This window comes from Cryobacterium sp. Hh11, from assembly GCF_004404045.1.
Lineage (GTDB): Bacteria > Actinomycetota > Actinomycetes > Actinomycetales > Microbacteriaceae > Cryobacterium > Cryobacterium levicorallinum.
On record NZ_SOHF01000023.1, the window covers coordinates 13021 to 27885 of the forward strand.

Sequence of the window (14865 nt, forward strand, 5' to 3'; positions counted from 1 at the left end):
GAGGGGCCATGGTGCGCGAGAATCCTCCGGTGAAAGAACCTGAAGAGAGCGAAATTGAGGTCGGGAAGCCTAAGAACTGGGCCGCCGGGATGCCAGGGGTCCTGCACTCAATGATTCCGGCCATTGAGCATATGGGTGTGGAGCGGACGCGAAAGACCCTGCTGTCCATGAACCACAAGGACGGCTTCGATTGTATGAGCTGCGCGTGGCCGGATCCGGATCATCGCAGGGCCTTCGAGTTCTGCGAAAACGGCGCCAAGGCCGTCACTTGGGAAGCGACGCCCGTTGTCGTATCTTCCAGTTTTTGGGCCGAGCATTCGGTCAGCGACCTGCTCGCGCGCTCAGAGTATTGGCTGGGCATGCAGGGACGCCTGACCGAACCCGTGTACAAGCCGGCCGGCGAGGACCACTATCGGCCCGTCAGCTGGGACAAGGCGTTCTCCATCGTCGGCAACAAGCTCAACAGTCTTCAGTCCCCCAACGAGGCCGCCTTCTACACCAGCGGCCGCGCCTCCAACGAGGCCGCCTTCGCCTATCAGCTCTTCGTTCGCGGCTACGGGACCAATAATCTGCCCGACTGCTCCAACATGTGCCACGAATCCTCCGGCTGGGCCATGGGCCAAACCATCGGCATCGGCAAGGCCACCATCGTCTACGACGATTTCGGCAAGGCCGATCTGATCATCATCATCGGACAGAACCCGGGCACCAACCATCCACGCATGCTCACCGCGCTGGAAGAAGCCAAGGACAACGGCGCGGAAATTGTCGCCGTCAATCCCATGCCGGAAGCGGGTCTAAAAAGGTACAAGAACCCGCAGCGGGTCAAGGGCATCATCGGCCACGGGACCGAGATTGCCGACCAGTTCATGCAGATCCGGCTGGGCGGGGACATGGCCCTGCTGCAGGCCGTCTCCAAGCGTGTGCTCGACGCCGAGGCCGAGAACCCGGGGACAGTGCTGGACCACCAGTTCCTTCAGGAGCACTGTGAAGGCCTGGAGGAGCTCAAACTGCACCTCGCGGAGCTGGACGAGGACGCAGTCTTGGAGGCCACCGGCCTGCGCGTAGAGGAGATCGATGAATTGGCGGCCCGCTACCTGAAGGCCGAGAGGGTCATCATCACCTGGGCGATGGGTTTGACCCAGCAGAAGAAGGGGGTCGCCGCTATCAAGGAGGTCATCAACCTGCTTCTGTTGCGCGGCAACATCGGCAAGCCGGGCGCCGGCGCTTCCCCGATCCGCGGCCACAGCAATGTCCAGGGCGACAGGACCATGGGTATCTGGGAGCAGATGCCGCCGTCATTCATGGACGCGCTGGGCAAGGAATTCGGCTTCGAGCCGCCAATTCACCACGGTGCCGACGCGGTCAAGACAATTCAGTCCATGCGCGAGGGCGGCATTAAGTTTTTCATGGCTTTGGGAGGCAATCTGGTCGGGGCGATCGCGGACACCAATGCCGCCGAAGCCGCCATGCACGGCACGGAGATGACCGTCCAGATCTCCACCAAACTGAACCGCTCGCACGCGGTGGTGGGCAAGGAAGCGCTTATTCTGCCGACCATGGGCCGCAGCGAGATCGACCGGCAGGCGTCGGGGGAGCAGTTCGTGTCCGTGGAAGACACGGTCTGTGCGGTGCACCCTTCCTTCGGCAAGGTTGAACCGGTGGCGCCTGGCCTGCTTTCCGAGGTTGCCATCGTCTCCCGCTTGGCGCGGGCGACCATAGGGGACAAGACCAGTGCCGACTGGGCCGGTTTCGAGAAGGACTACGATCTGATCCGCGAACACATCTCGCACGTGGTGGAAGGCTGCGAAGCCTACAACACAAAAATCCGGAAGGATGGCGGCTTCGTCCTGCCGAACGGGCCGCGCGACTCGCGCACTTTCCACACGCCCACGGGGAAGGCCGTGATCACCGTCAACAAACTTGAGTTTCTCGACCGGCCGGCTGGCACGCTGATCCTGCAGACCCTGCGGTCCCATGACCAGTTCAACACCACCATCTACGGTTTCAACGACCGTTACCGAGGCATCAAGAATGGCCGCCATGTGGTCTTCGTTAATGCGGAGGACCTAGCCGAACTGGGGTTGAAAGACGGCCAGCGGGTGGACGTACACGGGGTGCACGATGACGGCGCGCAGCGAGTACTACGCAATTACCGCGTGGTTTCCTATCCCAGCGCCAAGGGGTGCGCTGCCGCCTACTATCCCGAGGCGAACGTACTCGTTCCCCTGGATAACGTAGCGGACGGCAGCAACACACCGGTGTCCAAGGCCGTCATCGTCCGGCTGGAACCCGCTCAGGAGCAGGAGTCCCACCCCACGGTCCCGGACGTAACGCCCGCGAGGGTGTAGGGACGGCAGACGCCGCATGCAGTCAGGGCCGGGCTGCACTTCCTGGCCCTGACTGTTGTACGTTACTGGGCGGTGCCGGCCCAGCCGCCACGTCCCCAATGTTCGTTATGTTCGTTCTCGAGTAAGCGCTCCGCAACGTTTATGGCAGAGTTCACTGAAGCCTCAACACTGGTCTTGCCGTTCGTGGCGCCCTGCCCGGCCGCGAAGCCGACCAGGAAAGCACTGATCGGCCCGGCGGACGGGCTTACAGCGCCCGATGTTTTTTCCGCCAGATCCAGGATCGTCTGATCTTCCACCTCCAAATCCAGGATCTGCAGCGCCTCGGCCAGACTGCGGCTCCACTGACTCAACTCGCGCTTTTCATCGTTCGACTCCGTCATAGCCTCTCCCTCATCCGTGAAAGCGGTCTTCCGCTGGTATATTCACCACCGAAAGTAGCGTTGTCCTCAACCATTGCACCGGGACGCTCTTTGTACAACGCCAGCAGCGGAACCAGACCCCCACCCCACGGAAAGCTCGCAACGTGTCGACGACGTGGCGTGCTTCACTGTTCTTGGACACGGCGTCGTGATCTAGGAAGTTGAACCAATTGACCAGCAATGAGAAGAAGCCCAAGCGCTCGTTCTCCCCGCAGTTTCGCGCGGAGGCCGTGCAGCTCGTTGTCACGACGGGCCGGCCCGTCAAGCACGTCGCCGATGAGCTCGGCATCGCGGACTAGTCCCTCGGCCTGTGGGTGAAGCAATTCAACGCCGAGAACGAGGCCCGCCCGGGGCCGCCGTTGAGCCCGGCGCAAGCGCTGGAATTGAAGGAAGCGTTGACCGAGAATGCTCCGCTGCGGATGGAAAATGAATTCCTAAAAAAGCCGCAGCCTTCTTCGCGAGGATGCAACCATGAGCGAGAAATGCGCTCTCATCCTGGAGGAGAAGGCCCACTACGACGTCGCTTTCATGTGCGCCCTGCTGGGCGTTGCACGGTCGTCGTATTACGAAGTGACCACGCGGGTGCAGTCCCAGCAATCCATCCGCCACGACTCGCTCACCGAGGCCGTCACCGACCTCTTCACCACTCACACAAGCGACGCTATGGATCTCGGCGTCTTGTGAAGCAGCTGCGCCGTGACGGGACCCCGGTAGGCCTCGGCACTGTGGGCAAGATCATGCGTGCCGAGGGCCTCGTCGCCCTGCAACCACGGGCGTGGAAGCGCACCACCATCCAGGCTCCCGAGCTGACCGACCGACGCGACCGGCTCAAGCGCATCTTCCAGACCCGCACCCCCGGGATCCGTCTCGTGGGCGATATCACCTACCTGCGCACCGGCGAAGGCTGGCTCTATTTGGCGACCGTCATTGACCTGTGCTCGCGCATGGTCGTCGGCTGGCAGCTCGCCGATCACATGCGTTCCAGCATCGTCACCGACGCCCTGGACATGGCCGCCGACGGCGGTTTCCTCAACACCGGCCACCCCCTCGGCGTCGTGTTCCACACCGATTAAGCCGAGGAAACCGTTAAACCGAGGTTGGCGAGTTCGCCCTTGTGATTCCGGGGCCGCTGCCCTGTTCCTCGGCTTAATGCTTCCGTCTAGCGTGTCTTGTATCCATGCTCCTAACGGAAGGACAATGCAATGGATACGACTGTGACTGTTGGCGCTCTTTGGCGGCGTTTTGTGATCGCTTTGTGGCGCTAGTTTCCGATGGCGAGGATCAGGGCGAGGTGTTCGCAGTCGTGTCGGTCGCGGAGCAGCTCGAGCGGGGTAGGTGAGGCGTTCGACTTGCGCGCTACACGCGGTGCAATAACAAATGGCGCGATCTGATCGCTCATGATCTGTCGGTTTAGGGTTAAGTGTCACAGAGCTTGGAACAGGAGGTGAGGGTGTGACGGGCGCTCTTGAGGTATTCGATGTGATCATCGTCGGCGCCGGGCCGGGAGGTTCCGCCGCGGCGTTGAGTGCGTTGCGCGCTCGGCCCTCCGCCAGGGTCCTGGTCCTCGATCGAGCGCCGCTTGGTCGGGACAAAGTTTGTGGTGATGGGGTGAGCCCCGACGCCGCGGAGGAAATTGCTCGCCTCGGGCTCCCCGAGCTGTTCCATCCCAGCGAACGGGTATATCGCTTCCGGCTGGTCGCCGGAGATGCGGACACGACCGGAACCGCGCTGATTCCCGGGTATGTCGTCCCCCGTGCTGAACTCGACCACCGGCTCATGGTCGCTGCCGGTAGTGCCGGGGCGATCTACCGACAGCATGCTGTGCGCGAGGTGCAGCAAGATTCGAACCGTGTTGTCGTTGATGGAAAATACAGCGCACCGGTACTGATCGGTGCCGACGGGGCGAACTCAACGGTGCGCCGCGCCGTGGGGCAGCCGCCCAACCGCGGTCACCATGTGGCCCTCGCAGTACGGGGTTACGCTCCCGCCCCGGCTGGATTCGATGGCCTATACCTGCGCTGGGACCCCCTGCCCGGCGCCGGCCTTCACTACGCATGGGCGTTTGCTACCGCCCATGACACAGTCAATCTGGGCTACGGCACGACCGCTTCGGTGGTGACCCGGGCGCAGTTGGAGGATCGGGCGGCCGAATTGCTTCCAGGCTTCGAGGTCCGCTCCACCCGGATGACTGGACACGTGTTGCCGCTTTCAACCCAGACGCCCCGCACAGCTATCGGCCGTGTGCTCCTCGTCGGCGATGCAGCCAGTCTGGTGAATCCGCTCACTGGGGAGGGCATATTCTACGCACTGGCCTCAGGCGCTCTCGCCGGGAGCGCCGCTGTGGCTGCCAATGCAGGCGAGCGCTATTCCCGCGCGTTGCGAAGAAGGTTCGGTCGTCAACACCGCCAGCTCAAAGCACTGTATCCGCTTCTGGGCCGACCATCAGTCATTCCAACCGCTCTCCGGGCCTGTGGACGCGATCCCCGTATCTTCCGACAACTGATCTCCATCGGGCTCGGCGCGGGAACCTTCCGCGTCATAGATCTCGCCCGCTTCGCCGCCAGCATGTGGAGGAGTTGACAGTCCCAAGCCGCGGCCTGCAGGTCATGAAGTGTGAAAACAACATCCGGGCTCTCCATGTATCCGAAGATGAGCTACGAGTAGTCAGCAGAAAACCAAGGGCGGTCGGCGGGTGACCGCTCCAGGCTGGGCGGATCTCCGCGGGTCTTGGGCGTCGTTTGTGCCTGCGTGACAGGTCATCTTCTGACGATCAGGTCGTGGCAGCGGACCGGGTCGCGAGAAGTGACCGGCAACCCTATTCGACAATGCGCCCGCCAGTGAATAGCACTCTCGATAGTTTTGCGCGATATTCGATGTCGCAGAAAGGTAAAGGTTTACGAGACACAAGTCCTGCCCACATTGAGTCGTGGGGGAAGTGCAGAAATATGTCATTTTTTGCGTTCACGTCTGCACAGCGTCCCGCGTTTTTTCGGGGTTGTGCAGGCGTGTGTTGCGCGCTGGTTTTCCGTTCACCTCTGCACTAAAATAGTTTTTGCTCACTACTCCTCTGCACAATAAGGAGGTGGCGGGGTGGACGCTGAATCGGCGCACATTGCTGAGCCCGGCACGTTGACGATGCCGGATGCTTTGTGGGATCGCACGATGAGGGTGTCGGCGGTGATTGCACCGTTGGCGGCTCGAGCGATCGTGGGTCGGGCCGCGGTCGATGCGGCCGCTTTGTCGCTGGGGATATCGCGGCGGCAGGTCTACGTGCTGATCAAACGCCATCGAGCGGGGACTGGGTTGCTCACGGATTTGGCTCCCGGGCGCTCCTCTCATGGGAAAGGTACGTGGCGGCTGGACGCTGAGGCTGAAGACCTTGTTCGTGGGGTGGTGAGTAAGCAGTTCCTGACCCGGCAGAAGCGAACCCAGGCGGCGGTCTACCGCGACATCGCGCGAGCCTGCCGGATGCGACAGCTTCCAGTTCCAGCGCGGAACACGGTGGAGCGCCGGATCCGGGCGTTGAATCCGGTGGAGGTGGGCCGGCGCCGGGGAGGCCACTCGACCGTGATCTCAGATTCCGTGCCGTGGCGACAAGAGCTGCTGAATCTAGCTACCGCGCTAGAGCGACGGACCGAGCTGAAACGATGGTCGATACGGACGGGATTCCTCGTTGAGCGCGACCTCATGGTCGGCATGTTCACGATCCGGCGGCTCATTGGGGCGGCTAAGACGTCGTCCCTGCTACCGCGCGAACGGGTGTCGTTCGGAATGCATCCTCTGGCAGGGCGTGTTCCCGGGATCTTTGACCGGTGGGCCTACTGGGAGTACTACGAGATGGATTCGAAGCGTCAGACCGAGCTGACCGTTCGTGAGCTAGTTAGCTTGTTCATCCACTCTTTCGTCCTCGAGTTCTATCCCGAATCCGAGCATGGGCCGGCAATGATCTGGGTCGTGTCCGAACGTGATCGGCACAAGTGGCTCTACTCGATCTCGCCTGCACAGGTGGGAGCGCTCTTCCGGCGGGTCGGCAACGAGGACGTTATCCACTACGAGGGCCCGTGGAACGAGACGATCGTCCGGTTGTCACAGCACGACTACGTGGACGCCGGCCTCGCGCAATACGACCCCTACCCGCTCATCGAAAACCCAACTGCTTCACGGGACGAGCTTGTAGCTGCTTTTCCTTCGCTTCTGGGCGGGCGGGAACGGAGTTAAGCACGTCCGTCTCCTGGTGATCACGCATAAGCACTCAGCTCAACTCCCGGTTGGAGTGACTCAGACCGCACTTATGCCAGTGTTTCAACCCTGACTACCGACTGCCCTCGAACGGGTCCACGACCGTGTGTACTCCGTGCTCTGGGCAGGCGAAAGCAATCTTGATGCCGGAGTCCGTCTCAAACGGCTCGGGCGGGCAATCTGCGCCGCACTCGGCGCAGGTCCGGTATTGCCCGTCAGCTGGCTCGAACATGGTGAGCGCTTCCTTTCGAACGGTCCGATAAGCGTGTGTACGAAGCACTCGGGGCAAGGCTGTCAGGCTGTGATGCGCCCGTCGGCCAGGAACGTGTGTGGCTCGCAGGTGCCGCAGCACTCCGAGCATAGTTGGCGGTCTTGGCCTCTGGGAAGCTTCACCGCTTCATGCGAACTCCAACGCTTTGTGCGAACTCCAACGCAGCGGACCTCACGACGGCGTGGGCCATCGCATACAGCGCTAGCGACAGCCGACGATCCACTGCGAATCCGCATATCAGGATTCGGCGTATCTGTTCCGCGCCCGATGGCATGCATGCAGTGGAGCGTTCCAGAATCGGCCACGAGCCAGACTCATGCGAGGGGTTGCAATTGGCGGTTGAGTCCCGAATCCTTGTCCCGTAGGAGGCATGCGGGATTTCCTTACGGGCGGGTCAAATGCGACTCGACTGCCCACGCGGACCGCGTAGCCCGGTCTCCGCGGGGGAGTGTCCGTAGGAGGTCCGGCTTGCGGAACGGCGGAGCAGCGCGCGCGTAACGACAGAATCTGTTTACCCAGTGTCGGAGGTGTGCTGGCCGGGTTCATGGAACGGGTGAGCGAGAAGACTGGAGCGCGCGGCGACTTCCGCGTCGAGAGCAAAATCTTCTTTTCACCGCGTCACGGGCAGGCGTCGCTCAGCTTCATGGCCGCGAGCGGACTCGCCGAGCTATCGCGGGCGATAGGTAGAGTACGGGCGATGCTGCTTCATCATGAACACTGCGAGTCAAGTGGCGATTCTGAGCCCGTGACCATCGCAATCCTGCTAACGCCACGCGGGCGCTCCGGAGGCCACTGGGACACAACTGTGATCCGGTTGCGGGACTAATCAACGCTGGACGCGGCCGAAAAGGCTGGCTATCGGGGATTCGTGGCGGCAGGTTCACTGGTGCTGCCGACTGGTGTCTGCCGGTGAACGCTCACTATCCGTCCACCACCGTGGCCGCTGTCGCGCCCGCAAAATCGATGGTCATCGACTGGAAGAACCCCGGGAAGAAAATCCCCGACGGGCGTGGCTTCAACGAGCTGTCGGTTGCCGTCGTCACCGAGCCGCGATAACCAAGGGCTGCCGCACCTGAATTCTCGAGAAGTTGCGCCGGCGTCGGCCCAGTTCGGGGTGCTGGGTACGGTGCCGGCAATCCATCAGTCGTGCTGCCATGGCGCGCAGCCGCGACATGAAACACCGATGCATAGACCCACGAAATCATCCATGCTTCCGCCAGGACCGCAGGCGGATCGACACGCAGCGATGTCGCTTCGAGCCCCTGCTTCCCGGGTGGATACGGCCGCGCGAGATATGTGACCAACGGACGGTCGAAAATGACGATGGATTTGCCGGGGCCAAAGCTACTCAGGGGAACTTCTCCGTCTTCACCGGGTCCGGGACCCGTCATCAGTTCTAGGCGCACGTCATCCCGTGTCCGGATTGCGAGGCCGTGCTTCAACTTGTTATGGGCCGCGTTTACAGTCAACTCGTTGTCTGTAAGGAGCTGCGCTGCCCGCAGTACCCAAGCCCACGCCACCCCAAACGCCTCAATATCAGCCGCACTCTGCACCGATTTAGGTGGAAGGAACGCTTTTGCAAATGCACCGACGTCTGAGTTCATCGCGGCTGCCAGCTCATCTGTCACCTCATGAAGGCCAATAGGGCCGTCGGTGAGAGTGGCCCAAGTGCAAGCAGCGTCCCCGGTTCGAGGCCTTGCGACGACCACCGCGTGAAGCATTCGGATAAGCGCTTCTGCTGCATGGTGGCGAACCGAAACAGAATCGAGTGCCACTTGGAGGTCTCGGTCGCTGTCCCCGTGCTCCAAGATATTCGCCAGCTCCAGATCGCCAAGCGCCTTGAGAAACCCAACCGCGTCACCGGCAGTGACCTCGTTCTGCTCGCTGCTTGCACTGAGAAGTGCCGATATTCGCGCGGAGAAGTAGGCCAGCGGACGTGCCTGAAAGAACTCGTCATCAAGGATCTTTGCCTGCTCGGATGTGAGGGCTGACCCGCCCGGGATGATGTGCAACATGCACCTGATTATCCCGTCGGAGAGCCACCGAGTCGACAAAGCAGTCGCACACCGCTTGCTCGTCACAGTAGATAATGACTTCACCGCCGGCCACCAGCTCGTGGATCGCTCCGGAGAGCAGCTGTCTCTCCCGTTCTGCACCGCGGACGACGCATCGACGCGTAATAACCACACCGAAACCTAGTCGATCCATCTCCAAGACATCACGGTCCGATTCCCGGACGGGGTTCCCGTTTGGAGCATGGCGGAGCTCGCCCGCGGCTCGCCCGTTTCGTATAAGCGAGCGCAACGAGCATCGGCACCGGGACAGCGTTCAGCGGTCTTGCCCCGTGCGTCGGCGGCTCACCCGCCGGAAAGAGCGGACACCTCCGACGATGGCGGCGAGCCCGCCGATCATTCCGCCTATGACCGCGCCCTGGGCCATTCCGCCCAAGAACCCCTCGCCTGGGGTCACCTCGAGCGATGGCGTGGGCAGCATCGGCTCCCCCGTGAGTACCGTGTAGGTCATCGCGGCGAAGGTCAGCACCATCGCGACGCCGTAGATCATGATGCCGACCATTGTCGATCGGGCGCCAGCGTTCTCGGCGAGCTTCTGGAGGTTGACGTTCCGCCGACTCGCATACCACAAGGCCGCGACCGACGGCACGACGGTCACGACCAGCAGGACAACCGGCAGGAGAATGAGCCCGAAAAGTGAGGCGACGAGGGCTGCCAAGAGTCCGACGTAGAGCCCGGCCGTCAGTCCGAAGGCACTCGACTCCATTGACACGGCGCGTTCGCGTTCGTCGCCATATGCCGGGCTGTCGAGGTCCATGACCCGCTCTGTCCATCGGTCCAGCAAGTTTCGTCTGCGCGTCATGTGTCAGCTCCTGTCTCGTTCGTGAAAAGTTCTTCGACGGTCCCACCCAGGGCACGGGCGATCCGCAACGCGAGATACACAGATGGGGCATAGTCGCCTTGTTCAACGGCGATGATGGTCTGCCGGCTCACGTTCACCTGCTCGGCGAGCTCGGCTTGGGTGATCCGCCGCTCCTTGCGGCGCTCCCGCACCGGGTTCGCCGTGGCGGAAGCGGAATCGTGGGTACACATACACATATGTTAAGGATCATTGACATCCAATGTCAAGTATCATTGTCATCTGGGTGCGCTGCGGGAGAGCGTTTTTCGACGCTGGTCGCGCTAGACGCTCCAACAGATAGTCGCGCTCACGGTTGCCCTTCCGAGTCGCAACCGGACGCCGTCCTCGATATTTTCAAGCGACGGCGTGGGGATGTGTCCAGCCGGAGATCACCCCATAATGTCAACGTCGCCTTGACGGTAGGCTGAATGTCAATGTATCCTTGACGCATGAACTCGTTGACAAAGATTCGCACTGCGCGAACCGCCCTCTGGGCCCTCTTGGCTTTTGGCATCTGCTTGGTATTGTTTGCGACGTTCATAGGCGCTGGGCTCCCCAGTTTCATCGTGGGCGTAGCTGGTTGGATCGCTCTAATTGCTGGCCTAATTGGACTCGTCTCATTTTTCATCCAGAAGTCCAAAGCAGCTTCGCGATCGGATTCCTGGCGCCCAGCGGACGACGACGAACGATGACCGGAGCAGCCGACGCTGCCTTGTCGGTACAGTTGTCCAAAATTGCAGCCGACAGAGGAGTAGCCCTCAGTAACCGTGACGAGGATCAATCCCCTGACTTCCTATTGCACTCGGTCACTGTCTTCGGGGACCTGGCACGCGTTGCTGCGCAGCTGCAATCTGAAGCCGTGGCATCAGCCCTGGAATCGGGACTGAGTTGGGCGAAGATTGGCAAAGCCCTAGGAACGTCCCGGCAGGCAGCCCAGCAGCGTTTCGATAGCCGTCGCAACACCCCCGTTGCTAACACCGAAGCCACTCGGATTGTGGGTCCAGTATCGCGCGCCGAGGAAGTCGACGACATAAACGCGGCTGGGCGACGGGGCTGGAAGTTAGTCCGGTCCCTGCACGGCGAACATGTTCTCGAACGGGATGAAGGCTCATGGGAGGTCGCACGCGTCTCCATCTTTTCACCGCGCGCTTTGCCCTCGGCCGCCGACGGATGGGAGGCCGCCTCGACTCGGTTCCCTGACTGTTTCTATATTCGGCAGCAGGGTCGCTAAACGGACTCTCTCTTTTTCCGTGCCGTACCCGTCCCGTAGCAGGTTCGGCTTACGAAGACCTCAGGACTCTGCCATTGTCAAAGAATGGACTGGCCCACAACTGAACCCATTGCTTCTGTGCGACTTTTGTTGGAACCGCTGTCGGTGGAGCATGCGCCTTCGATGATCGAGGTTCTGGCCGACCCTGCGCTCTATGAATACACCGGCGGAGAAATACCGTCTCTGACGGTGTTGGAAAAACGCTATGCCGCGCAGGCCGTTGGGCACTCTGATGATGGTTCGCAGTGGTGGTTGAACTGGGTTGTCACACAGCTAGACTCCGGGAAGCCGGTGGGATTTGTACAGGCAACCGTCGAAGACGATGGGTCGAGTCTCGTGGCTGACATCGCTTGGGTCATTTCACCCGACTGGCAAGGGCAAGGAATCGCTTCTGAGGCCGCTCAAGCGATGATCGCCTGGTTGCGATCAAACGAAGTCTGCCGCCTCACAGCGCACATTCATCCCGATCATCAGGCCTCCATGAAGGTGGCGCAAAATCAAGCCTTACACGCGACCTCATCGAAGAAGGATGGTGAAACTCGCTGGGAATCCCAGCAACCCTAGAGCGCCCGTTAGGGGTTCGGCTTGCGGGCGCGGCTCACGAAGAATTCGGGTTTCAACTAAAAGTCACTACGCGCTACGCCTTACATCGAACGAAGCTAGGCGGGGGCGTCGATCTTGGACTAGATTTCAACCGTCGCTGACACAACGCACGATCGACTTCGGGGCACCCTTAATCGATGAACGCAGCCCATCGGTCGTTGGTGATGGCGTAGTCGACAGTGCCTTGGTCGGAGCCGGTGATAGGGCCACTATTCCCTTCGCCGCGAGTACCTAGATGAGTTAGGCCAATGCGACTCATTACCGCTCGAGAGCCTGCGTTGACGGCCATGGTTTCGGCGAAGATTTGCGTCAGCCCCAAAGTTTTGAAACCGTAAGCGAGCAGTGCGGTGGCACCTTCAGAAGCCAATCCTTGGCGCCAGAAGTCCGGCAGCAGCCGATACCCCAGTTCTGCTTGTCCTCGCTCATCCTCGTCCGCCGGTGCGAGGAGCCACCAGCCAACGAAGTCTGTTCCAAGAAAACCTGCCCAGAAGCCGAGACCATTTCGCGCTGCGTCGATGCGTTCTTGATGGTGTTTTTCAACTTCCGAACGCTCCCGCGGTTCGCCCGCACCTAGGTAACGCATGACGCCGGGATTCGCATCCAGAGTGACCTCGTGTTCGAGGTGCTCGTCTCCAAGCGGAACGAGAGTCAACCGGCTAGCCTGAAGGGTGCGTTGAATCATCTCCTGACTATTGCAGCCAAGCAAGTCCATGGCCAATCCGAACTGACCGCGGGCGGCCAACAGAAACGCCCGCGGTGGCCACGAAAACTGCCCACTCATGGTCGACAGGAAACGTCCCGTAAGGGGTTCGGCTTACGGGAACGGAGCAGGACCCGTCGATCGGCCGTTCGAGTGTTCCGGTAGGAGTCCCTCCTACGGGCACCATGGCCGTTCGGCAGTGCCACGACCTAGATTCGTCTACGCTGCTCAATCTCAAACGGACCGTCGCACAGCTTTCCTCTCCGGAGGCCGTGCGACGGTCGGCAGAAGCTCCAGCTGCTAGATCGTCGTCAAGGTGAGAGTGATATCCACCGACACAGTGGCTGGCAGTTCGATGGATTCCGGTCTTATCCGATCCAGCTCGGAGCCGGAACCGGACGGCCTGCTGGTCGTCATTCTGATTCGCCGCTTGAGGTACCGCCCCTTGGCACCGAGTCGACCACAGACGTCGTGACGCTCGACCAGCTCCACACATCTCCGGCGCTAATGCTCGATTCGGGTATCGCACTAGTGGCGACCGTTCGCTCCCCGATCAGAGTTCCAGTATCGGGATCGATGATGATCTCATTCCTCAGTCCGTTCACCCCCTCGAGTCGGCCTATCGCCGTTCCCGTGGTGCCGTCGAGAGTGGCCTGATCGTCGGTGATCGTGACTCCGGGAATCATCGCGGCTGCGCGAAGCAGCGCGGCGCGGAGGTCGGCCGGTGCTGTGCCCTGACGGAGGGTGTCGGCGATGAAGACGAGGGCCTCTCCATCCGGGGAGGAGCCTGCGCCGAGGGTGGTCAAGTAAATGTGGTTAAGAAGCCGGTAGGGATCTCGTGGCATCGAGTCGAAGTCACCCCATTGGCTGTTTGCCGAGTTGCCGTAGAACGCACCACCGGCTGCGGCCAAGAGCGTCGGTTCGGCCGAGGGGCCGCTCGTCGGGTGACTGCGGGCGACCATCGCCTCGCCTCCAGGGGTGAGCACATCGACGACGCTTACCGGATTGCGTTGCCACACCCACTCGCCGTCCCTGTCCGCGGGGACGTAAAGGTCGCTCGACTCCGAGATCGTGTAGGCGATCACCGGGCCATCCTTCTCCTGCCCGTCGGTCACGTGGACATTCTCGCTCTCGACGAGCAAGTACTGGCCAGCGCTGACCTGGGGATCTTGAAACGAGATGGCCGCGGTTGCCGCACGTTCCAAGACCGCGGCGGCTGCTGAGTCCGCGCCGCCGCGCCATCCACCGAGTCCGACGATGTTGGTAGCTACCAGCGCACCAGCGATACCGAATGCCGCCAAGGCGCTCAGCCCCCCGACATGGCGCCGCGATTTGACGGGTCGTGGTGCTGGCCCGGGGTTGTTGATCTGAGAGAAGAGCGCGGCGCGTCCTCGGGTCAGCGACTCCTGGGTCGGGGTTTTATTGTCATGCAGTCTCTGCAGCAACGTCAGTTCGTCCATGGTCCACCTCCTGTTCCGGGCGCGAGGCCCGGTGGCTTGCCCTGCGCAGCGTTTGCCGTGCACGGTTCAGACGTGAGCGAACAGTCCCCATCGGGATCCCGAGTGCTTCCGCGACACCGGCGTAGTCGAGGTCCGACCACGCATAGAGCAGCAGGGCATCCCGGTCCCGAGCGGGCATCTTCCGCAATGCCGCCGCGATCTCCTTGACCGCGATCTCCGCATCGATTCGCGTCCCGACGGCGGCGATAGCGTCGAATGGGACCGCCGCTGCGCCGTCGGCGAAGAGACCTTTCCATGCGCGTGCTTCGACTTGGGCGTGCTTGCGAATCAGCGTTGTTGCGATTCCGAATAGCCAGGGTCGGGCGTCCACGACGGAGAGGTCGAACGATGCTCGACGGTTGAAGGCCACGAGGAATGTTTCGGACATGATGTCGTCCGCATGGCTCTGTCCAACCCGACCGATGGCGTACCGGAATACTGCCGGCGCGTGTCGGTCGTAGACTTCGGCGAAGACCGCAGGGGTCCCCACCGACTTTCGGATGGTTTCGTTATCGTCGCTCACAAACGTATTGCTCATTTCCCAACTAATAGTTCACGACAATATCCCGACTCATTCAGCACGGCCGCAATACGGAATCG

The 14865-nt window shown here is 61.5% G+C and carries 15 protein-coding genes; 7 read left to right on the forward strand and 8 right to left on the reverse strand.

Annotated features, from left to right (window positions below; all coding sequences use genetic code 11):
* Window positions 1-8 precede the first annotated feature (8 nt).
* Window positions 9-2351, forward strand: a complete 2343-nt coding sequence (locus tag E3T46_RS10875) for an FdhF/YdeP family oxidoreductase (protein WP_134578575.1) — start codon at window positions 9-11, stop codon at window positions 2349-2351.
* 62 nt (window positions 2352-2413) lie between these two features.
* Here E3T46_RS10875 and E3T46_RS10880 read toward each other — a convergent pair whose 3' ends face one another.
* Entirely contained in the window at window positions 2414-2731 is a 318-nt protein-coding gene (locus E3T46_RS10880; RefSeq protein ID WP_134578576.1) for a DUF6457 domain-containing protein, read from the reverse strand.
* 209 nt (window positions 2732-2940) lie between these two features.
* Between E3T46_RS10880 and E3T46_RS10885 the strand changes: the two genes are divergently transcribed.
* The 3 genes from E3T46_RS10885 (at window position 2941) to E3T46_RS18485 (ending at window position 3843) form a co-directional block, all read left to right on the forward strand.
* On the forward strand, window positions 2941-3069 hold the full coding sequence (locus E3T46_RS10885) for a transposase (RefSeq protein ID WP_166790245.1): 129 nt from the start codon (window positions 2941-2943) through the stop codon (window positions 3067-3069).
* Between the two features lie 172 nt (window positions 3070-3241).
* Window positions 3242-3454 carry a hypothetical protein gene (locus E3T46_RS18480; RefSeq protein WP_241980633.1) on the forward strand — a complete coding sequence of 71 codons (213 nt, stop codon included), beginning with the start codon at window positions 3242-3244 and terminating at the stop codon, window positions 3452-3454.
* Window positions 3451-3843: a DDE-type integrase/transposase/recombinase gene (locus E3T46_RS18485; protein WP_241980635.1), complete on the forward strand. Its 393-nt coding sequence runs from the start codon at window positions 3451-3453 to the stop codon at window positions 3841-3843. Before E3T46_RS18480 ends, E3T46_RS18485 begins: the two co-directional genes overlap by 4 nt.
* 188 nt (window positions 3844-4031) lie before the next feature.
* On the opposite strand, the gene E3T46_RS17945 is transcribed toward E3T46_RS18485, so the two are convergent.
* Window positions 4032-4169, reverse strand: a complete 138-nt coding sequence (locus tag E3T46_RS17945; RefSeq protein WP_166790246.1) for a hypothetical protein — start codon at window positions 4167-4169, stop codon at window positions 4032-4034.
* Window positions 4170-4249: 80 nt separating this feature from the next.
* Between E3T46_RS17945 and E3T46_RS10895 the strand changes: the two genes are divergently transcribed.
* Complete coding sequence (locus E3T46_RS10895; RefSeq protein WP_198419197.1) at window positions 4250-5350, forward strand: geranylgeranyl reductase family protein; 1101 nt, start codon at window positions 4250-4252, stop codon at window positions 5348-5350.
* Window positions 5351-5860: 510 nt separating this feature from the next.
* Window positions 5861-6988, forward strand: coding sequence for a hypothetical protein (locus tag E3T46_RS10900; RefSeq protein WP_134578580.1), 1128 nt, complete (start codon window positions 5861-5863; stop codon window positions 6986-6988).
* A gap of 1212 nt (window positions 6989-8200) precedes the next feature.
* Here E3T46_RS10900 and E3T46_RS10905 read toward each other — a convergent pair.
* The 3 genes from E3T46_RS10905 to E3T46_RS10915 all read right to left on the reverse strand — a co-directional run bounded on the left by E3T46_RS10905 (window position 8201) and on the right by E3T46_RS10915 (window position 10384).
* Entirely contained in the window at window positions 8201-9295 is a 1095-nt protein-coding gene (locus E3T46_RS10905; RefSeq protein ID WP_134578581.1) for a hypothetical protein, read from the reverse strand.
* Between the two features lie 313 nt (window positions 9296-9608).
* A complete protein-coding gene (locus tag E3T46_RS10910) occupies window positions 9609-10154 on the reverse strand; it encodes a hypothetical protein (RefSeq protein ID WP_134346808.1) in 546 nt (181 codons plus the stop codon).
* The gene (locus E3T46_RS10915) at window positions 10151-10384 is read right to left on the reverse strand and encodes a helix-turn-helix transcriptional regulator (RefSeq protein ID WP_134578582.1); all 234 of its coding nucleotides are present in this window, start codon (window positions 10382-10384) and stop codon (window positions 10151-10153) included. The genes E3T46_RS10910 and E3T46_RS10915 overlap by 4 nt, the downstream gene beginning before the upstream one ends.
* Before the next feature lie 1124 nt (window positions 10385-11508).
* On the opposite strand from E3T46_RS10915, the gene E3T46_RS10930 reads away from it, so the two are divergent.
* Window positions 11509-12027, forward strand: a complete 519-nt coding sequence (locus E3T46_RS10930; protein ID WP_134346804.1) for a GNAT family N-acetyltransferase — start codon at window positions 11509-11511, stop codon at window positions 12025-12027.
* Window positions 12028-12196: 169 nt separating this feature from the next.
* On the opposite strand, the gene E3T46_RS10935 is transcribed toward E3T46_RS10930, so the two are convergent.
* The 3 genes from E3T46_RS10935 to E3T46_RS10945 all read right to left on the reverse strand — a co-directional run bounded on the left by E3T46_RS10935 (window position 12197) and on the right by E3T46_RS10945 (window position 14788).
* Entirely contained in the window at window positions 12197-12778 is a 582-nt protein-coding gene (locus E3T46_RS10935) for a GNAT family N-acetyltransferase (protein WP_241980637.1), read from the reverse strand.
* A gap of 401 nt (window positions 12779-13179) precedes the next feature.
* Window positions 13180-14226, reverse strand: coding sequence for a CU044_5270 family protein (locus E3T46_RS10940; RefSeq protein WP_134578585.1), 1047 nt, complete (start codon window positions 14224-14226; stop codon window positions 13180-13182).
* Window positions 14192-14788 (reverse strand): sigma-70 family RNA polymerase sigma factor, encoded by a 597-nt coding sequence (locus E3T46_RS10945; protein WP_241980639.1) that lies wholly within the window; start codon window positions 14786-14788, stop codon window positions 14192-14194. The genes E3T46_RS10940 and E3T46_RS10945 overlap by 35 nt, the downstream gene beginning before the upstream one ends.
* Window positions 14789-14865: the final 77 nt, after the last annotated feature.